Below are 19,663 nucleotides of genomic sequence, written 5' to 3'. Positions count from 1 at the left end.
ATGAATGTATGGGGAAAATTCAAATCCAGTAAACTTGCAATTGGTTGCTTAATCCTCCTTGTCATAATTGTTTTGTTAGGGGTCATGGCACCATTGGTGGCACCAAATGACCCGGTGGAAACAAATGTTAGGGAAAAACTTTCTGGTAGCAGTCTTCAATATCCCTTTGGTACAGACCAACTGGGAAGATGTGTTTTATCACGATTACTTTATGGAATCCGTACTACAGTAGGGATGTCAATTTTGACCATGATCATAACCATTTCTATAGGAACAATACTAGGAGTGGTGGCAGGTTACTTTAGAGGATGGGTAGATGAAATGGTTATGCGCTTATGTGATGTAATGTTATCCTTTCCTAGTGAAGTAATGATATTAGCAATTGTAGGAATGTTAGGACCTGGTCTTGAAAATATTATCATAGCAAATATTATCGCCAAGTGGGCTTGGTATACTAGGATGATAAGAGCTATCGTGGTGCAGTATATGGGGAAAAACTACATTCATTTTGCAAAGGTGGTTGGTTGTAGCCCTCTACACATTATGAAAAAACACTTGTTTCCTGGGGCTTTAGGTGAAATTGTAGTACTAGCCTCTTTAGATACGGGGACGGTTATATTAAGTGTTTCTGCATTATCCTTCTTAGGATTAGGGGTACAGGCACCCACCCCAGAATGGGGAATGATGTTGAATGAGGCTAAAAACATTATGATTACCCATCCTACCAAGATGCTCCCCCCTGGTATCGCCATATTATTGGTGGTATCTGCATTTAATTTTATTGGCGATAAGGTGAGGGATATTATGGATCCTAAATATGTAGACAGGAGGGTGAAAAAAGGTGACTTTGCTAAAAGTAGAAAATCTATCAGTAACTGACCTACGTAATGGGGAAAGAATCCTCCATGGTCTTACCTTTTCTCTTGAACCTAATAGTTGTCTAGCCATAGTAGGAGAAAGCGGCAGTGGTAAGTCTATGACATGTAAAGCTCTATTGCAGTTGACTAACCCTTGGCTGGAAGTAAAGGGATCTGTTTATCTTCATGGAAAAGAGATTCCTAAAAATAATCCTAATGAAATGCAAAAAATTAGAGGTAAAAAAATTTCAATGATTCTGCAGGATGCAATGACAGCCTTTGATCCCCTCTATACCATAGGATATCAAATAGAAGAGACCCTTTGTACAAACCTAAAGATGTCTAAAAAAGCTGCACAGGCTATGGGAATAGAAGCGATGAATAGGATGGGGATATATGATGCAAAAAATGTAATAAAAAAATATCCTCATCAATTGTCAGGGGGTATGCTCCAAAGGTGTATGATAGCCATTGCTATGGCTATAGAGCCAGATATTATGATAGCAGATGAACCTACTACTGCCTTGGATGCTATTAATCAGCGGGATGTAGTAGAACAGTTTGAGCTATTACAACGTACAACTGGAACTGCCATCTTATTTATATCCCATGATTTAGGTGTTGTACAACGATTAGCTCAAAAGGTATTGGTGATGAAGGAGGGCAGTTGTGTAGAATATGGAGATGCAAATCAGATTTTTAGAAGACCCCAAAATGATTATACTCGTTATTTAGTAGAAACTCGTATGGCTCTTTCACAACCTTTTCGCAAAATCATGGATAGGGAGGAAGTTGAAGTTGTAAATGTTAAAAGTGCAGAATGTATATAAAAGTTATCCAAAGGCAGGATCTTTATTTAAAAAAAATCGATTTACAGTACTTTCAGGAATTAGTTTTGAAATTAAAGAAGGTGAGTGTGTTGGGCTGATAGGAGAAAGTGGTAGCGGAAAAAGCACATTATCTAGATTAATTATGGATTTAGAGAAACCAGATGAAGGTACAATTACTTTAGAGGGAGAAAGTATACCAGTATGGAAAAAGAAAAATCCCGGTGAAATAAGTGTAGTGTTTCAAGACTATACCTCATCTGTAAACCCCAGATTCACTGTAGAAGAAGCGATTATAGAGCCTATGTTGGTAAAGGAAAATATAGCGAAGACAGCAACTAAAGTAACTCAACTTTTAGATAGGGTGGCCTTACCATCGAAGCTTTTACAAAGATACCCCCATGAACTAAGTGGAGGGCAATTACAGAGGGTGTGTATTGCTAGAGCAATATCTACGAATCCAAGATTTATTATTTTAGATGAAGCCATAAGTTCTCTAGATGTTTCGGTACAAGCTCAAATATTAGATTTACTAAAGGAGCTAAGGGCAGATTTAAACCTTACCTATTTGTTTATTGCCCATGATCTTCAGGCTGTAGCCAGTTTATGTGATAAAGTATTATTTTTATATAAAGGCAAGATAGAAGAAGAATTACTTGTTACTGATTTAGCAAAAACAGAAAACCAATATGCTAAGAAACTAGTGTCTTCTGTAATCACTTTTGATTAATACTGGAACTTCTCTGCTTTATCTTCAATAAGTTATGCAATTTCCTCATTTAAATATATATTAAGGAAATTAAAAATAATAAATCTTTTCTTAAAGGAGGAGCTGTCTCAAAATAGAAAATAAAGTTTAGGGCTGAGGCCCTTTTTTTATATAACGAATAGGAAACACCCATGATGCTAAATCTATAAATCTTCTGAAGGAAGACATTGATCATCGTAAAGTATAGATCATGGATTTGCAGCCATAAAAAAATACATTTATTTCTAGGATGAATTTTAAATCTTTTTTTAAGTTATACTCGTTGATATAGGTGTAGAACATTTTCAAATTGAAAGGAGGCGATCATTATTGAAGATTACCAACTAATATGGCAGATAAAAAAAGGTGATAAGCAAGCCTTTGATATTCTCGTAAGAAAACACTATCAAAATATCTATAGCTATTGTTTAAGACGGGTAGGGAATCAAGTGGTGGCCGCCGACTTAACACAGGATATTTTTCTAAAGCTGGTAAAAGCCATATATAACTTTCGTTTTTCAGGAAAATTTACTAATTTTTTATTTACAATAGCCGTTAATACCTGCAACGATTATTATAAGAAGCCCCAACAGAGCTATGTAGATGTTAATAGCCTGCAGAAAAGTGATGGAAAACCCGAACCGATAGAAAGTATTGTCAGAAATGAGGAAGCAAGGGCTATTAAGAAAAAATTAGATGTACTTCCTGATATACAGAAGGATACCCTTATTCTTTATTACTATCATGATTTGAAGGCTAAGGATATTGCTAAGATTACAGGGGTAAGTTTAGCTACAGTAAAATCACGACTGAAGCAAGGCAAGGATAAGCTGAAAAAAATGTTAAGTGAGGAGGATTACTTTGAAAGATAAAGATCGGTTTAAAGAAGTGCTTCATCAATATCAAGTGCCCCATGGAAGAGAAGAGAATATTTCTAAGACTATATTGGCAGGACAAAAAATAATGGAGAGAATGACACCTTCTAAAACAGCATTTAGTGGACTACTGAGGGAACAAGCAAGATATATCTCACCCTATCTTTGGCTAACACAGATAATTGCTATCATTATGACAATAGTACTTTCTATTAATTTAATTGATCCATACCTTGAAGTCCAAAGGATATTATTTATCTTAACACCTATACTCGCTTTTTTTGCAGTACCAGAACTAATTAAAAGTATGATTTATGGCATGTCCGAATTGGAGGACACCTGCAAAAATAGTATGTCAAAAATTTTGGTAGCAAGGTTGTTCATTATTGGAAGTATCAATCTTGTAGCGTTAACAATAATGATTACTTTTTTATCTATTCAACACCAAATACCATTTACTCAAGTTGTACTCTATGGTTTAGTGCCCTTTAACATCGTAAATGGAATTCACTTATTCATGCTTCATTTTATAAAGATTCGATCTTCTGTTGCATCTATAAGCATTTCCCTCTGTCTGGTTGCTTTGATGAAGATGTTAACAGATCTTAGCTTTTTTATAGCCATTACCGAAACAATCTGGATTGTCTTATTTGTGGTAACAACAGTATTTTTTCTAATTGAACTCTATTACTTTATGAGAGGGATAACTAACAAGGAGGTATTCATCCAATGGAACTAAAAATAAATAAATTGACAAAACAATATGGAAATAAAATAGCGGTGGATCGGTTTTCCGTCACATTTACTGAAGGGATTAATGGCTTGTTGGGTGCAAATGGTTCGGGTAAAACAACATTAATGCGAATGATGTGCGATATATTGCGACCCACATCGGGGGAAGTGTTGTTAGATGGAGTTAATATAACAACCCTAGATGAAGCCTACCGAGAATTATTAGGGTATTTGCCACAAAACTTTGGATATTATCCTGATTTTTCAGCTTGGGACTTTATGCTCTATTTTTCATCCCTAAAAGGACTGCCTCGGTTGACTGCTGAGAATAGGTGTAAAGAGTTACTCAACATGGTGGGACTCTATGAGGTAAGGAAAAAGAAAATCAAGACTTATTCCGGTGGCATGCGGCAGAGGTTAGGAATTGCCCAAGCTTTAATTAATGATCCTAAGATACTCATTTTAGATGAGCCTACAGTGGGACTTGACCCAAAAGAGCGGGCTAAATTCCGTAACATCATCAGTGAGAACTCCACTGGAAAGATCGTATTACTCTCTACCCATATTGTCTCTGATGTTGAATACATTGCAGATAGAATTATGATTATGAAGGAGGGACAACTTTCTCAGCAAGCTACCACAGACCGTATATGTGATTCTATAAAGGACTTCGTATGGAGCCTACAGGTTGCACCTAATGATGTGGACAGTTACAATAGTAATTTTATTGTAAGTAATCTAAAACATAGCGGTGAGCAGGTGGAACTTCGTATTGTCTCAGAAGAACGGCCTTCAGAAAAAGCAGTAAATGTTTCTCCAAACCTTGAAGATCTGTATCTCTATCATTTTAAAGGAGAAGTGTAAATGATCACTATCATTCAGTACGAACTCAAAAAGATGTTAATACAGCCTTTATCTCTTATGCTAATTTTGATATTACTTGCCGTTAATGGGATTGTCTTACTATTTAATAGTGAGGGGAGTATTGTATCCCGACAAGATATAGAAATGCAAAGGGCAGAGCAATCTCAATATGCAGGTGCAATTAATGAAAATTGGACGACAAGCATAACGGAAAAGCTGAAGAGTCTTAAGGAGAATCCTGATAATTTGATATCTAAAGATGAGAAGATAAAGGTGCAGCAAGGATATTTACAAAGGGGCTATACACAGGAATATGTCGATAAGATGGACAATACAAATTTTTTAAAACCAGAGATATTAAATAGTCTATCCTATAACATACTTCTGGATGCCAAATATTCCTCAGAATTTTATGATTATGCCCAGCAATTTTCTGATATGCAGGGAGAACTATATCGAAGGGAGGGGGATGGAAAGAAGGGTGAAGCCTTAGCATCTAAAGCTGAAGCAATGTATGGGTACCTAGCACAGGACTATATAGCCCATTATGGCTACAACTTAGGTTGGCTTAAACTCAGCTTTATGCAAAGTCTGATGCCCTTTATTGTGGGACTATTTCTAATCGTGACAATATCTACTATATTTTCAAAGGAGTATAGTCAAAAAACAGATAGCCTTTTATTATCTACTAAATATGGTAAGAGTAGGTTGATTTATGCAAAGTTAGGGGCTTCATTTATATTGGCTATAGGCTTTTGGATAACGATACAGGGCATGAACTTACTTGTGACAGCAGGGCTCTTTGGTTTGCAAGGGGCAGAGACCTATGTGCAGGATTGGTTATTTAACAATAGTCCATTTGCCATCCCACAACTAACAAATTATATTGCAGTAAGGATAGTTAGTTTAATTGGTGTAATCTTTTTAACCAGTATAATTATTTTAATATCGGTCAAATCAAAGAGTTCATTTTTAACAACTGTCATAAGTACGATTCTTTTACTATTTCCCGTTGTTATATCGATACCGAATGTAGGTGGTATAGTTGGGAGGTTCATTTCAGAGGCAATGCTTTTTATGCCTGTTAGGTTATTAATAGCAACTGATTATTTCACTTTTTTCAGAGGTTATTATATTGTAGGAAAGGTTGTATTAATGCAATGGGTAGTACCGATGGTGGCTATTTTGCTATCTATTCTGGTGGTTTCAATTGCATTTAAAACATTTAAGAGACATCAAGTGGAAAATTAATGGAGGTGACCATATTTGAAGGATTTAATTGGATTAGAGATAAGAAAAAGTATGAAGCGACCTGTGGTTTTTGGTATTTTAGCTATTATTCTTTTTTATAATGTTTTAATGATTTTTTATTCAACGTTTGACAGTGAGCCCACCTATGGGATGCCATATAGTAAAGAGAAGGTAAACCAATTGCAAAATGAGAAATCAGAATTTGCAGGCTTCATTGATGATGAATGGATACAGAATGTAGAAGATGAAAAAAATTCAATATTGTTTAATCCTGCTAATCAAATAAGCGAAGAAGAGGCTATAGAAAAAACAGAAGAATTGCTTGCACGGGGATTCTCTAGAGAAATGATCGACTCAAATATCATCTTTTTTATTAAAGAGGAGGTTTTGTTTAGCCAAGAGCTTCAACGTTTGGAAGAGCCTGAAGTAGCATCAAACTTTTACAGGGTGGCAAAAGAAATAGGAGCAGAAAAAGCTAACTATTATCGTGAAGTTTACGAGGATGAAAAGGGAGAAGCATTAGCTACAAAAGCAGAAGATATGTATGGGTATCTAAGTAATGGCTATAGGGCTTATTACGGTTACAGCTGGGGGTGGTCAAGACTTCATGCTATGCAGACGGTATTACCTTATACGGTGGGGCTGTTGCTAATTGTGGTCCTATCGCCTATATTTTCTCAAGAATACGTCAGAAAAACAGATTCCCTTATTTTAAGTGCAAAACATGGAAAAAATAAGGTAATAAAAGCAAAGATGATTACAGCATTTTTAGTATCAATTTTATCATGGATGATGATACAGTTCATTAATATTGTCCTGATATTCACTTTCTTTGGGACTGAAGGAGCCAGATCTTTTCTTCAGAATTGGGCGCAGAATCCAAGTCCCTATCCCTTCACCTATATGACAAGTTACTTTGTGATCACAGCAATGAGTTTTTTAGGACTAATATTTTTAACATCAACCATTTTGTTTATTTCATCTCGATCAAAAGGATCTGTTACCTCATTGGTTACAGCTGGAGTTTTAACTTTGTTTCCTATCATTCTTTCGGGGATGTTTGGAGGCAGGATGCTAAATAGAATGATTATGTTTATGCCTACTAAAGTTTTAATTGGTGTTGATCATTTTAAAACCTTCGATGCCGTTTATCTGTTTGACAAAGTAATTATGTTGCCATGGGTTACAGCATTTGTAGCTGTTGTCTTATCGATTATTATGCTAATTGGGGCATACTTTAGTTTTAAAAGGCATCAAGTGAAGAATTAGAGTACAATAAAAAATAATAAGGATAAACCTTCAAAGACTGACATACTGTTGTCAGTCTTTGTTCGATATAATGAATAATAACTAATGGAAAGTTAGTACATGGAAAATATCATTAATAATGAAATAGAAATGATTTAGCAAAGATTTAGTAGAGCAGAGTGGATTAGATTTTTTAGTTAGAATGGGGACTTTGGGGAATCAAATGATAAGGGGAGGTTTACAATGAGTATTAATAAAAAAAATTATCTAAGTATAGAAGAGATTGTTTCGTTACCAAAGCTATCAGGTACAAACATAAGTGATGATGGCAAAAAAGTTGCATTTGTAAAGAGGACAACTAACTGGAAGGACAATAAATATAGTAACCATATATGGATATATGAAAAAGACAAGGGGCAATGTTACCCACTAACACATGGAAATAAAGATTGTACATACCCATTATGGTCTCCAGATTCTAGACATATCGCATACCTTACCCCTGCTGGTGACGGTGATAACAAGAGAAATCAGATCTTTGTTAGGTCATTTGATAGGGATGGTAGTATTCAAATTACTGATGAGAAAGACGGGGTCAGTAAATTCAAATGGGAGCCTAATGGCAAGGGTTTTTTCTATATTACGCTGGCAAAAGAAGCTGAAACGATAAAGAGACGCAAGGAGATCTATGGAGATTTCCATCACATAGGCAAGGAAAACCAGAATAATTGTTTAAAGTACATTGAAATAGCAAAAGGGATACCAAAATCCAATGGTAAACATGAGGGTTTAGAAGAATCTAATAGTGCTGGTAAGAATGAACTTGAAAACGATAATAGCGTTGTGCATCAACTAACTAATGGTAAAAATTTTCATATCCACGAATTTGATATTTCAAATGATGGTGACAAGGTTGTATTTATGGCTACACCAAGCCCATATATGGGAGATTATATTAATGGGGATCTATATATACTAGATGTTAAAGCTGCAGAGTTAAAAAAGATGAATATAGATAAGTTGTTGAGAGGGAGGGTTTGCTTTTCTCCTGAAGGCAGCAAAATATGTTACACGGCAAGCGTTAAGGAGAAGGAATATTATAAAAACAATATACAAGACAGCACAATAGAGATATACGATATTAATAGTGGAGAACTAATTCAACCTTTGACAGATTTTGATAGTACAGTTATTCCATTACGATGGACAGCTAAAGGAATTTTAATTAGATGGCAGGATAAAACGAATTATCTTATTGGGTTGCTATCTGAGGATGGCAAAGTGAAAATGCTAAGGGAAAAAGTAGATGGCTTTATAATGGAAGCTTCTATAACCCGTGATGGAAATCATTTGTCCTATAATAAGGCGATAACAAATGAAACCTTTGAAATTTATTTAGATGATGAAAAAATAACAAATGAAAATATCATTTTTGAAGGGAAACAAAAAAGTAACAGGGAAATAATTGTATGGCAAAATAGTGATGGTCATGAAATAGAAGGGATTTTATCAACCCCTGTAGATTTTAATGCAAATAAAAAATATCCTTTATTACTGGTAATCCATGGTGGCCCAGCGTGGGCATCTTTTCCAATATTTTCAGACTGTTTTAATGAGAAATATCCTATTGAACAGTTTATCGAAAAAGGCTTTATAGTTTTAGAACCAAATTACAGGGGAAGCTCTGGCTATGGTAATGAATTCTTAAAATCAAACTACAGAAAACTAGGAATTGCTAACTACGATGATGTTATATCTGGAGTCGATAAACTAGTTGACATGGGGAACGTAGATAAAGATAGAGTAGGGGTTATGGGATGGAGCAACGGAGGATATATAGCAGCCTTCTGTTCCACATATAGTGATAGATTTAGAGCTATTTCAGTTGGAGGGGGCATTACTAATTGGAGTACCCATTATGCAAATACAGATATACCTTACTTTGTTAGGATGTATTTAGGAAATAATCCATGGAATGATCCAGAGATATATGCTCAAGCGTCACCAATCACATATATTAAATCAGCATGTACTCCCACCTTAATCCAGCATGGCGATAAGGATGCAAGAAATCCAATTACAAATGCATATGAGCTATATCAAGGGCTTAAGGATATGAAGGTTGATGCAGAATTAATTATATTTAAAGGAATGGCATATAGCCCGGACCAGCCAGGAATTAATGTGGCAATTATGAAACAGAATTTGATGTGGTTTTCCCATTATATTTTAGGTGAAAGCATGAAAGATTTTAGGGTTCTATGATTATAAAAAAGTGAAGGATGATGATAAAAAGCGATATTCACTCGGTTAAAAATAGATATTAAAGTATGTTTTATATTCCCTCAGACTGATGGTTTGGGGGAATTTTTCTTATTCATGTTGACACCACTACTACTACGTGATACTATATAGTGGTAGTAAGTAATACGGAATACTGGTAATTAGTATTACTGAATAGTAAGGAGGGATTACGCTGGAAAACCTAACAGAAATGCTTAAAGGCGTACTAGAGGGCTGTATACTTGAAATTATAAGTCGGGGAGAAACCTACGGCTACGAGATCACCCGTCGACTGAAGGCCCTCGGTTTTTCGGACGTTGTAGATGGGACGGTTTATACAATCTTGGTGCGGCTTGAGAAAAATAAGTTGGTGGAAATTACGAAAAAACCATCGGATACAGGGCCGCCACGAAAATTTTTCGTCCTCAATGACGGGGGTCGGAAGGAACTACAGAAGTTTTGGGAAAAATGGGAGTTTCTATCATCTAAAATTAACCAATTGAAGGAGGAGATATAATGAATTTTTGGGATAAAATCACAGGTAGAGACATGGAAAAACAAGCGCAAGACTTCGATTCCCGGATCAAGAAGCTGCCTGTTGATTTTCAAGAGGCATGGGAAAAAATAGACACCAATCTTTGGCAGTACTCAGATTTCACTGGTCGCAACCTCATGTCAATTCTTGATGGTGTCCTTGGCCTCTTGGAGGAAGCCGCGGTGGAGGGGCAGAGTGTACAGGAGGTTTTGGGTGAGGATATAGAAGGATTCTGTTCAGCTCTGGCTGGTGAAGAAGGGACAAAGTCTTATCGCGACAAGTGGCGCCAGCAACTGAATAATAATATCGCAAAAAAATTAGGTAAATAGGAGGAATAATATGAGCATAAAAGATATCATTGAAGGTAAAAAAAAGTGGCGGGCCCATGTTGCTCGGGTCAAGGCCCTACCCCAAGATTATCAGATTGTTTATAAAGAGATTGAAAAATACCTCTTTAAGGTTGGTCTTGTTGAGCTAACAGAAGAGACGGATATGCTCTCGGGGATTATCGATCTTTTTGAAGAGGGGGCGGCCTTGGGGAAAGCCGTGCTCGAAGTGACGGGCAGTGACGTAGCGGCTTTCTGCGACGATCTAGTCAAAGATTCAAAAACTTTTGCTGACATCATTCAAGAATCTATTGACCAAGAATATAGCAAGGAAATGAAAAAGATAACGGATAAGAAAAAGTAAAGGAGGAGCAATCAAATGTCTGAGTTTTTCGATAGTTACTTCAATATCAAAAAAATAATTAAGAGCAAGCGTGAGTACAAGCAACAAATGGCCAGAGTAGAGGCTTTGCCGACAGATTATCAATACGTCTTTAAGAAAATACAGGGACACATGTGGATGTTTGCGGCGGGATCCGGCTATGACATGATGAAAATCCATTATGATCTTATAGAATTGTTTGAAACAGGTGTAGCGGACGGAATACATGTTTTAGATATTACTGGTGATGACGTGGCGGCATTCTGCGACGAGCTTCTGCGAAATGCCAGCACATACACAGCAAACTGGCGGGAGACGTTAAACCGCGACATACTGAAAAAAGTCGGAAAGGGAAGGAACTCAAAATAAAGACATCACCATGAGCTTAATGTATAAAGGCATTAAAATGATAAGAATTTACAAAAACATAAAGTAAAAGGGGGGATAGCGTGTTTAAATACGAATGGATATTATGCCCAGTCTGTGGTAACAAAACAAGGGTCAAGATAGGTGTTGATACGGTAATGGAAAACTTTCCACTATTTTGTCCTAAGTGTAAGCAGGAGACGAAAATCAATGTAAAACAACTGAATATATCAGTTATCAAAGAGCCAGACGTAAAGACGCAGAGCCGATAATCGTGAGTGAAATCACTGTTATCGGCTCTTTATTTATTTATAACAACGATCAAGCTATATTGTAAAGGAGGAAAATAGATGAAAAAAAATATAATTCAAGTTAAAGGGGTTAAGAAGGCTTACAAGGATGTAGAAGTCCTCAAGGGAGTAGATATGGAAGTAGAGGAGGGAGGTATCTTTGCATTACTAGGTTCTAATGGAGCAGGAAAAACTACGATGATTAGAATCATGGCTACTTTACTTAAATTAGATGCTGGAAGTGTTGTGATCAATGGTTTTGATGTTGAAAAAAATCCCAGTGAGATAAGAGGTTCTATCAGTCTTACTGGTCAGTTTGCTGCTATTGATGAAATTTTGACTGGACGTGAAAATCTTCAAATGATAGCAAAGCTTAGACATCTTAAAAATCCAAATCAAGTAGTAGATGAGTTAATTAATCGTTTTGGTATGTCAGAAGCTGCAGACCGTAGAGTGGATACTTACTCAGGAGGTATGAAAAGAAGAATTGATATCGCAATGAGTCTTGTGGGAAATCCAAAGATTATTTTTCTAGATGAACCAACAACAGGTCTTGATCCAGAAGCACGTTTAGAAGTTTGGAGTATTATAAAAGAGTTATCAGCTACAGGAACTACGGTATTTTTAACGACACAATATTTAGAGGAAGCAGAACAACTTGCAGATAAAATTGCTATTCTTCATGGGGGGAAAATTATTGCGCTAGATACACTAGAAGGCTTGAAAAAGTTATTTCCACCTGCAAAAATTGAATATGTTGAAAAACAACCTACATTAGAAGAAATATTCCTAACAATCATTGGTAAAAAGGGGGAGAAATAAATGGAATCAACAAATAAATATTTTTTAAAAGATTTGAGTGTTATGTTTGGCCGGTCGATGCGTCATATTTTTAGAAGTATGGATACAATTATTACAGTTTGTATCACACCAATTGCCATGATGTTATTGTTCGTTTATGTATTTGGTGGTGCAATTGAAACGGGTACAGAAAATTATGTTAACTATCTATTGCCAGGTATAATGTTAATGGCTATTGGTAGTGGGATTGCATATGTAGCTTACCGTTTGTTTACAGATAAACAGCGGGGGATCTTTGAACGTTTTCACTCTATGCCTATTGCTCGTTCTACAGTTTTGTGGGGACATGTATTAACCTCATTAATTTCAAATGGAATTTCTGTAGTAGTGATTATACTTGTTGCATTATTAATGGGATTCCGTTCTTCGGCAGGAATCTTAGAATGGTTAGCGGTATTTGGAATTCTTGGGATTTTTACCCTTGCCTTGACTTGGATTGCTGTAATTGCGGGGCTTGCTGCTAAAACACCAGATGGTGCAGGGGCATTCGCATATCCAATCGTCTTCTTGCCATTTATCAGTTCTGCCTTTGTACCAACAGATACGATGCCTCCAGTAGTAGGTGCCTTTGCAAAAAATCAACCTGTAACGCCTATTGTAGAAGCAATTCGTAATTTACTAGCAAGCCAACCAGTAGGAAATGATATCTGGGTTGCCCTTGCTTGGTGTATAGCAATAATTGTTGTTGCTTATCTCTTTGCAATGAGAGTATATAAAAAAATATAATTATTTTATGTGTTCCCTCAGACTAAAAAGTTTGGGGGATTTTCATTAGCATACCATTATAAGAACTATTCAAATTCTCTTTAATATTGAGATCTAAAAATTTTTTATTCTAATTACTTGACTCTTACCTTAGGGGAGGCATTAACATTAATTTAGAGATAATATTGCAATATTATAAACTTAAAAGGAATGATATTAGTGGCAATTTATACATTAAGAAATACCAGCTGAAAGATTACAGTTTCAATATCAATAATTCCAAGGAGGTAATCAAATGTTATTAAAGAACGAAAACAATAACGCCATTGAAGTCAATAATTTAGTAAAGACCTATAGAGGTAGCATAAAAGCATTAGATGGACTAACCTTTAGTATTAGATCTGGAACTATTTATGGGCTTCTTGGTCCTAATGGAGCAGGAAAATCGACAACAGTAAAAATTTTGACTACATTATCAAGGCCTGATAGTGGTGAAGCTAATGTATTAGGAATCGATGTCTTATTGCAGCCTGATAAGGTTCGACGTGTCATTGGGTGTGTCTCTCAAAAATCAGGAGTTTGTTATGACTCAACTGGTAGAGAAAATTTAATTCTTCAGGGACAACTACACGGGATAAAAGGCAAGAATCTAAAGGATAGGGTAGATGAATTAATTAGTATTTTTAGATTAGAAGATGCTGCTAATAGGTCTACCTTGACTTATTCCGGTGGAATGCTGCGGAAACTGGATATAGCCATGGGAATCATCCACAACCCTCAAATCTTATTTTTAGATGAACCAACTACTGGTCTCGATCCAGAGGCAAGGTCTACTCTTTGGGAAATAATTTCTAATCTCTCAAAAAAGGAGAAGGTTACTATTTTACTGACTTCTCACTATTTAGATGAAATTGACCGTCTTGCAGATCGAGTGGCGATTATTGATCAAGGCAAGGTTATTGTTGAAGGGTCTCCTAGAGAATTAAAGGAAGAATTGGCAGGGGATATAATTAAGATAGAACTACTAAAAAATTATTCAAACAGCATTGTTCACATTGAAGATGTTTTAAAAAAGCAAGAAGGTGTGAAAGAGGTAAAAGTCAAAAGTAAAGACCTACAGCTGATAGTCAGCAGAGGTTCAAGTATATTACCTAATATACTACAGGTATTACAATCATTATCAATAGATGTAGCTTCAGTCGAGGTTATTCCCCCATCCCTTGATGTAGTATATCTAAAATATACAGGTAAAAGCATTGAATATTAATATCATGAATTTATATAATGACAAAGGAGCGATAGATATGAAAAAATTAATAAAGGATACTTGGAATTTGGCCCTACGCCGTATTAGACCAACATTTCGTAGACCAATGACTATTTTTATGTCAATGGCACAACCGATCATATGGTTATTACTGTTTGGTAATCTATTTAAAGGAATCGTTCAGATTCCAGGTTTTTTCACTGATTCCTATGTAGTATATATTCTGCCGGGTATGATAGTAATGAATACATTGTTTATCGGTATCTATACTGGGATGGGTACATTAACAGATTTAAATTATGGAGCATTGGAACGTTTTTTAGTATCCCCTATAAATAAAATCGTAATAATCTTAAGTGAATTAGTGCAGCTAATTGTTCTTTTGCTGGCTCAGTTTATTATTATAGTGTTATTGGCTTTAACTATGGGGGCAAGATTTACCTTAAATATCTCTAGTATAATAATATTTTTAACTATCCCTATATTGTTGGGGCTAGGGGTTAGTGCTCTATCGATTAGTTTAGCACTTATAACACGTAAGCATGAAGCTATGATAACTGCCCTGCAATTTTTTACCTTGCCCCTTATGTTTCTATCATCAGCATTTATGCCAAGACATCTTATGCCTGCTTGGATTCGTACAATAAGCACTGTAAATCCTATTGATTGGGCAATAGTAGGAGCTCGTGAGGTGCTAAGCTCACAAATTAATTGGACAGAGGTGATTAATAATGGAGCAATGGTGCTCCTATTTGGAGTGATATGCGTTTTAATTTCACTACAGTCATTTAAAAAATTTCAAAATTCAATATAATAATTGCTAAAAAACATCAAATTTACTTGCTACTAAGAAGGTTAAATAAGCTATGGAATTCTATTTTAGGAAAAAAATGAAAGGGGTGAAGTATCATGGCGTATACAGTTAAAGAGGTTGCCCGATTAGCAGGAACTACTGTGAAGACATTACATCATTATCATAAGGTAGGTCTGTTGGAACCACTTAAAGTAACAGAGGGTGGGTATAGAATTTATGGAATAAAAGAATTAGAAAGATTACAGCAAATATTGTTTTATAGAGAATTAGATTTTTCATTAAAAGACATAAAAACGGCTATGGATAATGAATCAAATAGAATTGAGACCTTAAAACGGCAATACAAGCTTCTAAGTGAACGGAGTGAAAGAATGGATGGGATATTAAAGACAATTGAAGAATCAATCATTTGTGCTGAGAAAGGAGAAAATATGGAGCAATCAAAAATGTTTAAAGGACTGAATAAAGAGGAATGGAAAGAGGTACTTGCTGAGCAAAAAGAATATTTAAGTGAAGCGTATGAATTTGAGATGGATACAGATTCAATTGATGTAAATGAACTAAATGAAATGGCAATAGAATCCGAAAGGTTTATGAGCTTTTTAGCTAATGGGTTAAAAAATGGATGGAGACCAAATGACGAGAGACTAAAAAAAGAACTAGAAAGACATATAGCGTTCTTGAATTCTCATGATATGCCTACTGACGCTAAAGAACTTGTTGAGACAGCCCGGTTTTTTATTGAGGATGACTTTCACAGAGATATGCTAGAGAGTCAACAAACTGGACTTAGCTACTACTTTTATACAGTAGCAGAAATGAATGCATTAAATAATTAAAGTAAATTGCTTATTTAGATAAGTTTATCAACTAGTATCATCTATTTACAAATAGCTCCCCTTATTATATATTTTATACAAGATAGCTAGTGCCTTTTGGCAGTTAAAACATAGAAGAAATTAATTGCCAAGAGGCACTAGTACTCAAAAAAGTTAAAGTAGGAACCAGGGGGGAGAACTATTATGAAATCAGAAGGGTTTAATGCCCATAGCAAATATATGATATTGAAGCATGGTTTTAAGGAAAATAATGTATCTCATACCTGTAAATTATTTGGTATTTCAAGGACGACATTTTATAATTGGTACAGGTCTTATCAGAAGTATGGCTTCAGTGGATTGAAAAATAAGGAACCTAAAAAGCCTCAAATGCCCAATAAAGTAAATAAAACCATTGAGGGCGAAATTTTAGCCTATGTAGAGAAACACCCCTCAGATGGCCCCAAGAGGATTTACTACGAACTAAAATCAGAAAATCTTAATATTGGTGAATCAGGAATTTATAACGTCTTAAAACGGAATAACTTGTCAAGAAAAGCTCAACGTATTTTATATTCGAAAAATAAAGCCCTACAATCAAGGGCCAGTCAAAAAAACAAAGAAAAGATAAAACCAGTGGTCAACGAGCAAGAAGCTCATTATCCAGGTCATTATGTAGTTCAACGTATTGACTTTATCGGAAAATTTGATGGGATTGGTAAAATATATCAGTACAGTTTTTATGATTTCTACTCCAAATTTGGTGTTGTAAAACTATACAATAAAAAGCAAGATATAGATATTTGGCATTTTTTTCAGTTGAAAATTGTGTATTTGCTTAAGACATTTAATTTAAAAATAGATTATTTAATTACTAAAAAAACAAAAGAATTTGTAGCTTATTTTGTGAAGGGTAATAAGGATCGGGAAATCCTTGAACATTTAAATATAAAACACAGTTTCATTGAAGATGAAGAAAGTCCTTTATTTGATAATATAGATGGCTTTAATGAATTCTTGGTCAAAGAGTTTTATAACAAAATCCCAACGGATAAGGGGATTGACTCTTTTCATAAGTTTGAAAGAGCATTTCAAAAGTTTTTAAGAAATTACAATTTCTCTAGGAGCATCTCTAGCGGTAGCAATGAAGGAAAAGTGCCGGCAGAGATTATTCTTGAAAGAGCTGCCCAGAATAATGTGGACTTCGACACATTACCCCTTTGGCTTTTTGCTTTGCTGAATCAAAGAAAAGGGGGCAATGGCAATGGATAAAGCGAAATGTAGGGTTGTTGTGATCGGCGGCGGACTCTCAGGGCTTGTTATAGCCACTGGACTACAAAAAAAGGGTTATAGAAATGTTACTGTATTTGAAAGTGATAATCGGTTAGGTGGTAAGCTCCATACGATTTGGTATAAGGGTAAGTCTTACGAATTGGGTGCTGTCTTTGGTTTACCTGTTCAGAAGCATTTGAAAAATCTTATGAAGGAATTCAATATTAGAATTGATGGTCCAAATTTGTCTCGAGTCAATTATGATATAAAGGGTAATAAGATTATGCAAATTCAGAAGGAGGAACTTGGAGATTTTCTGGAAGAGGTCGATCGCCTGCCTGATGTTTTAGAGGATTATAAATCATTAGATAAAACCAACATCCATCACATTGAGGAGCCATTGATGCTGCCATTTTCAAAGTGGTGTGATTACCACCAATTTAAGGTTTTAAAAAAAATTTATATGCATTATTTCACTAGTTACGGGCTAGGAGACATTGATACAGTTCCAGCTCTTTATGTGTTAAGAATATTGAACTATGAGACTGTAATGTCTTTTATGGAGGTGCCTGAATTTTTCACATGGAAAGCGGGTGTATTCTCCTTAATCGAGAGCTTAGGTCAGAAGGTAAAAAATTTAAGATTAGGGCAAAATATAACTCAAATTTCCTTATCAAAAGGTAACACTTTGTTGATTCAAACAGAGGTTGAGGAACTAGAATTTGATCGGGTTGTCATAACAGCCCCTCTTAATCAATTTTCTAATCTTTTTAATGAAGATAGTCAAATGAAGGATTTTTTCAGCTGTATAAAATATCAAAATTACAACGTTTACACTTTTATTGTAGATCAACTCCCAAAGGGGTGCGGATGTGTGTTAGACAATCTGTCTGCAAAAAGGAAGGGTCATATCATCCTTTGGAATTCTCGGTGGGATTCAAATAATGAGGAAAATCTTTTAACGGTTTATGCCTACAATCATCCTGCAGACTCTAGGGTAAAATCTTTACAGTTGGTAAAAAGTGATTTATTAGCATTGGGTATTGAAAATCCAAGGCTATATCAGTTTAAAAGCTGGAAGCAGTGTCCTTATGTTGATACCGATACATTGCAAAAGGGCTTCTATGAAAAAATGGAAGCAATGCAGGGGAAGAATAACATTTACTTAGCGGGAGAAATTATGAGCACCGTTTCAATGGAGAACTGTATTCGATATTCCAACTACTTGATAAATAAATATTTTTAATGTGTATCGAGTTGCTAAATGAATTTAAGTCATTTAAGCAACTTTTTTATTTAATAGGAAAGTTCTACTTTATTTATTTTTTAAAAGGTTTTACGTAATGAGTTTTAAATCTTAAGAAGGAAGATTTTTTTACTTTCAAGTAGAGTTTACACTTTTATCTCTAGTAAGCATTCTTACCAACCATTAGCAGATGGCTATTTTTGATTTTAAAGTGTAAAACAAACATGAAATATAAATACATTGAAATATTGAAATTACAAGGTATATATCAATTTTGACAGTGTCAATTTTAATGAATATACTGAAAGTGACAAAATAATAACAATCTTAACGAGGGTTTGAACATCATCGGATTAAGGCTTAATAATTCTAAAGATAAAGAGGGGGATCAGATATGGATACATTTAAGGTTCTAGAAATTAAGGAAAGTGTTTTTGAAGATAACGATCAACAGGCAAATTTGCTTAGAGAAGAATTGAAAAAGACAAAGACATTTTTATTGAACTTGATGTCATCACCAGGCTCAGGTAAAACAACGACTGTACTAAGAACAATTGAGGTTTTGAAGGATGAAATGAAGATCGGTATATTGGAAGCTGATATAGACTCCGATGTAGATGCCCAAGCGGTTGCAAAAACAGGAACAAAGGTAATCCAGTTGCATACCGGAGGAATGTGTCATCTAGACGCCGATATGACTAAGCAAGGTCTTTTAGGACTAGGGACAGAAGATGTTGATTTTGTCATTCTAGAAAATGTAGGGAATTTAGTATGTCCAGCGGAGTTTGATACTGGTGCATCAAAAAATGCCATGATTTTAAGTGTGCCAGAGGGAGATGACAAGCCCCTAAAATATCCCTTAATGTTTTCGCTAGTTGATATACTGCTGATTAACAAAATAGATGCAATAGATTATTTTGATTTTGACCTAGAAGCAGTGAAAAGCCGTGTAAAGAAATTAAATCCAAATATCAAGATTATACCTGTTTCTGCCAAAACAGGTGAAGGGTTTACAGAGTGGGCGGATTGGATACGTAGAGAGGTAAAAAATTGGAATGAGAATGAGATTTAACTAAACTGTATTTGGAGGGATACC

At 35.3% G+C, this 19,663-nt stretch carries 22 protein-coding genes; all 22 read left to right on the top strand.

Going from position 1 to position 19,663, the window contains the following annotated elements; genetic code table 11:
- The 22 genes from opp1C to hypB all read left to right on the top strand — a co-directional run bounded on the left by opp1C (position 1) and on the right by hypB (position 19,639).
- Positions 1-879: a nickel/cobalt ABC transporter permease gene (opp1C, locus tag T335_RS0110370; protein WP_026477494.1), complete on the top strand. Its 879-nt coding sequence runs from the start codon at positions 1-3 to the stop codon at positions 877-879.
- Positions 842-1,687 carry an ABC transporter ATP-binding protein gene (locus tag T335_RS0110365; RefSeq protein WP_026477493.1) on the top strand — a complete coding sequence of 282 codons (846 nt, stop codon included), beginning with the start codon at positions 842-844 and terminating at the stop codon, positions 1,685-1,687. Before opp1C ends, T335_RS0110365 begins: the two co-directional genes overlap by 38 nt.
- The gene (locus T335_RS0110360) at positions 1,662-2,414 is read left to right on the top strand and encodes an ABC transporter ATP-binding protein (protein WP_026477492.1); all 753 of its coding nucleotides are present in this window, start codon (positions 1,662-1,664) and stop codon (positions 2,412-2,414) included. Before T335_RS0110365 ends, T335_RS0110360 begins: the two co-directional genes overlap by 26 nt.
- A gap of 341 nt (positions 2,415-2,755) precedes the next feature.
- Positions 2,756-3,304, top strand: a complete 549-nt coding sequence (locus T335_RS0110355; protein WP_207640664.1) for an RNA polymerase sigma factor — start codon at positions 2,756-2,758, stop codon at positions 3,302-3,304.
- Positions 3,294-4,046 (top strand): hypothetical protein, encoded by a 753-nt coding sequence (locus T335_RS0110350; protein WP_026477490.1) that lies wholly within the window; start codon positions 3,294-3,296, stop codon positions 4,044-4,046. Before T335_RS0110355 ends, T335_RS0110350 begins: the two co-directional genes overlap by 11 nt.
- Positions 4,037-4,903, top strand: coding sequence for an ABC transporter ATP-binding protein (locus T335_RS0110345; RefSeq protein ID WP_026477489.1), 867 nt, complete (start codon positions 4,037-4,039; stop codon positions 4,901-4,903). The genes T335_RS0110350 and T335_RS0110345 overlap by 10 nt, the downstream gene beginning before the upstream one ends.
- Complete coding sequence (locus T335_RS0110340; protein WP_026477488.1) at positions 4,904-6,154, top strand: ABC transporter permease; 1,251 nt, start codon at positions 4,904-4,906, stop codon at positions 6,152-6,154.
- A gap of 15 nt (positions 6,155-6,169) precedes the next feature.
- Positions 6,170-7,423: an ABC transporter permease subunit gene (locus tag T335_RS0110335; RefSeq protein ID WP_026477487.1), complete on the top strand. Its 1,254-nt coding sequence runs from the start codon at positions 6,170-6,172 to the stop codon at positions 7,421-7,423.
- A gap of 222 nt (positions 7,424-7,645) precedes the next feature.
- Complete coding sequence (locus tag T335_RS0110330) at positions 7,646-9,667, top strand: S9 family peptidase (protein ID WP_026477486.1); 2,022 nt, start codon at positions 7,646-7,648, stop codon at positions 9,665-9,667.
- Between the two features lie 229 nt (positions 9,668-9,896).
- A complete protein-coding gene (locus T335_RS23000; RefSeq protein ID WP_278246893.1) occupies positions 9,897-10,202 on the top strand; it encodes a PadR family transcriptional regulator in 306 nt (101 codons plus the stop codon).
- Positions 10,202-10,549 (top strand): DUF1048 domain-containing protein, encoded by a 348-nt coding sequence (locus T335_RS0110320; protein WP_026477484.1) that lies wholly within the window; start codon positions 10,202-10,204, stop codon positions 10,547-10,549. The genes T335_RS23000 and T335_RS0110320 overlap by 1 nt, the downstream gene beginning before the upstream one ends.
- Before the next feature lie 10 nt (positions 10,550-10,559).
- On the top strand, positions 10,560-10,910 hold the full coding sequence (locus tag T335_RS0110315) for a DUF1048 domain-containing protein (protein WP_026477483.1): 351 nt from the start codon (positions 10,560-10,562) through the stop codon (positions 10,908-10,910).
- Positions 10,911-10,925: 15 nt separating this feature from the next.
- The gene (locus T335_RS0110310) at positions 10,926-11,297 is read left to right on the top strand and encodes a DUF1048 domain-containing protein (protein ID WP_026477482.1); all 372 of its coding nucleotides are present in this window, start codon (positions 10,926-10,928) and stop codon (positions 11,295-11,297) included.
- Between the two features lie 80 nt (positions 11,298-11,377).
- Positions 11,378-11,566, top strand: coding sequence for a cysteine-rich KTR domain-containing protein (locus tag T335_RS0110305; protein WP_026477481.1), 189 nt, complete (start codon positions 11,378-11,380; stop codon positions 11,564-11,566).
- A 78-nt stretch (positions 11,567-11,644) separates the two neighbouring features.
- Entirely contained in the window at positions 11,645-12,406 is a 762-nt protein-coding gene (locus tag T335_RS0110300) for an ABC transporter ATP-binding protein (protein WP_026477480.1), read from the top strand.
- On the top strand, positions 12,407-13,171 hold the full coding sequence (locus T335_RS0110295) for an ABC transporter permease (protein ID WP_026477479.1): 765 nt from the start codon (positions 12,407-12,409) through the stop codon (positions 13,169-13,171).
- Between the two features lie 274 nt (positions 13,172-13,445).
- Positions 13,446-14,417 carry a daunorubicin resistance protein DrrA family ABC transporter ATP-binding protein gene (locus tag T335_RS0110290; protein ID WP_026477478.1) on the top strand — a complete coding sequence of 324 codons (972 nt, stop codon included), beginning with the start codon at positions 13,446-13,448 and terminating at the stop codon, positions 14,415-14,417.
- A 37-nt stretch (positions 14,418-14,454) separates the two neighbouring features.
- Positions 14,455-15,231, top strand: coding sequence for an ABC transporter permease (locus T335_RS0110285; RefSeq protein WP_026477477.1), 777 nt, complete (start codon positions 14,455-14,457; stop codon positions 15,229-15,231).
- A gap of 95 nt (positions 15,232-15,326) precedes the next feature.
- Complete coding sequence (locus tag T335_RS0110280) at positions 15,327-16,070, top strand: MerR family transcriptional regulator (protein WP_026477476.1); 744 nt, start codon at positions 15,327-15,329, stop codon at positions 16,068-16,070.
- Positions 16,071-16,253: 183 nt separating this feature from the next.
- Complete coding sequence (locus T335_RS0110275; protein ID WP_026477475.1) at positions 16,254-17,321, top strand: helix-turn-helix domain-containing protein; 1,068 nt, start codon at positions 16,254-16,256, stop codon at positions 17,319-17,321.
- Positions 17,314-18,567, top strand: a complete 1,254-nt coding sequence (locus T335_RS0110270) for an FAD-dependent oxidoreductase (protein ID WP_026477474.1) — start codon at positions 17,314-17,316, stop codon at positions 18,565-18,567. The genes T335_RS0110275 and T335_RS0110270 overlap by 8 nt, the downstream gene beginning before the upstream one ends.
- 394 nt (positions 18,568-18,961) lie before the next feature.
- On the top strand, positions 18,962-19,639 hold the full coding sequence (hypB, locus tag T335_RS0110265) for a hydrogenase nickel incorporation protein HypB (RefSeq protein ID WP_026477473.1): 678 nt from the start codon (positions 18,962-18,964) through the stop codon (positions 19,637-19,639).
- Positions 19,640-19,663 lie beyond the last annotated feature (24 nt).

The organism is Alkaliphilus transvaalensis ATCC 700919 (assembly GCF_000621485.1).
Taxonomy (GTDB): Bacteria; Bacillota; Clostridia; order Peptostreptococcales; family Natronincolaceae; genus Alkaliphilus; species Alkaliphilus transvaalensis.
The sequence above is the reverse complement of the archived record's forward strand: the minus strand, read 5'-3'. Positions and strand labels throughout refer to the sequence as shown.

Coding starts and splice junctions, on each gene's coding strand:
- T335_RS0110285 (WP_026477477.1), top strand. CDS start 14,455: ATGAAAAAATTAATAAAGGATACTTGGAATTTGGCCCTACGCCGTATT.
- T335_RS0110330 (WP_026477486.1), top strand. CDS start 7,646: ATGAGTATTAATAAAAAAAATTATCTAAGTATAGAAGAGATTGTTTCG.
- T335_RS0110315 (WP_026477483.1), top strand. CDS start 10,560: ATGAGCATAAAAGATATCATTGAAGGTAAAAAAAAGTGGCGGGCCCAT.
- T335_RS0110345 (WP_026477489.1), top strand. CDS start 4,037: ATGGAACTAAAAATAAATAAATTGACAAAACAATATGGAAATAAAATA.
- T335_RS0110340 (WP_026477488.1), top strand. CDS start 4,904: ATGATCACTATCATTCAGTACGAACTCAAAAAGATGTTAATACAGCCT.
- T335_RS0110320 (WP_026477484.1), top strand. CDS start 10,202: ATGAATTTTTGGGATAAAATCACAGGTAGAGACATGGAAAAACAAGCG.
- T335_RS0110270 (WP_026477474.1), top strand. CDS start 17,314: ATGGATAAAGCGAAATGTAGGGTTGTTGTGATCGGCGGCGGACTCTCA.
- opp1C (WP_026477494.1), top strand. CDS start 1: ATGAATGTATGGGGAAAATTCAAATCCAGTAAACTTGCAATTGGTTGC.
- hypB (WP_026477473.1), top strand. CDS start 18,962: ATGGATACATTTAAGGTTCTAGAAATTAAGGAAAGTGTTTTTGAAGAT.
- T335_RS0110360 (WP_026477492.1), top strand. CDS start 1,662: ATGTTAAAAGTGCAGAATGTATATAAAAGTTATCCAAAGGCAGGATCT.
- T335_RS23000 (WP_278246893.1), top strand. CDS start 9,897: ATGCTTAAAGGCGTACTAGAGGGCTGTATACTTGAAATTATAAGTCGG.
- T335_RS0110280 (WP_026477476.1), top strand. CDS start 15,327: ATGGCGTATACAGTTAAAGAGGTTGCCCGATTAGCAGGAACTACTGTG.
- T335_RS0110310 (WP_026477482.1), top strand. CDS start 10,926: ATGTCTGAGTTTTTCGATAGTTACTTCAATATCAAAAAAATAATTAAG.
- T335_RS0110300 (WP_026477480.1), top strand. CDS start 11,645: ATGAAAAAAAATATAATTCAAGTTAAAGGGGTTAAGAAGGCTTACAAG.
- T335_RS0110290 (WP_026477478.1), top strand. CDS start 13,446: ATGTTATTAAAGAACGAAAACAATAACGCCATTGAAGTCAATAATTTA.
- T335_RS0110275 (WP_026477475.1), top strand. CDS start 16,254: ATGAAATCAGAAGGGTTTAATGCCCATAGCAAATATATGATATTGAAG.
- T335_RS0110295 (WP_026477479.1), top strand. CDS start 12,407: ATGGAATCAACAAATAAATATTTTTTAAAAGATTTGAGTGTTATGTTT.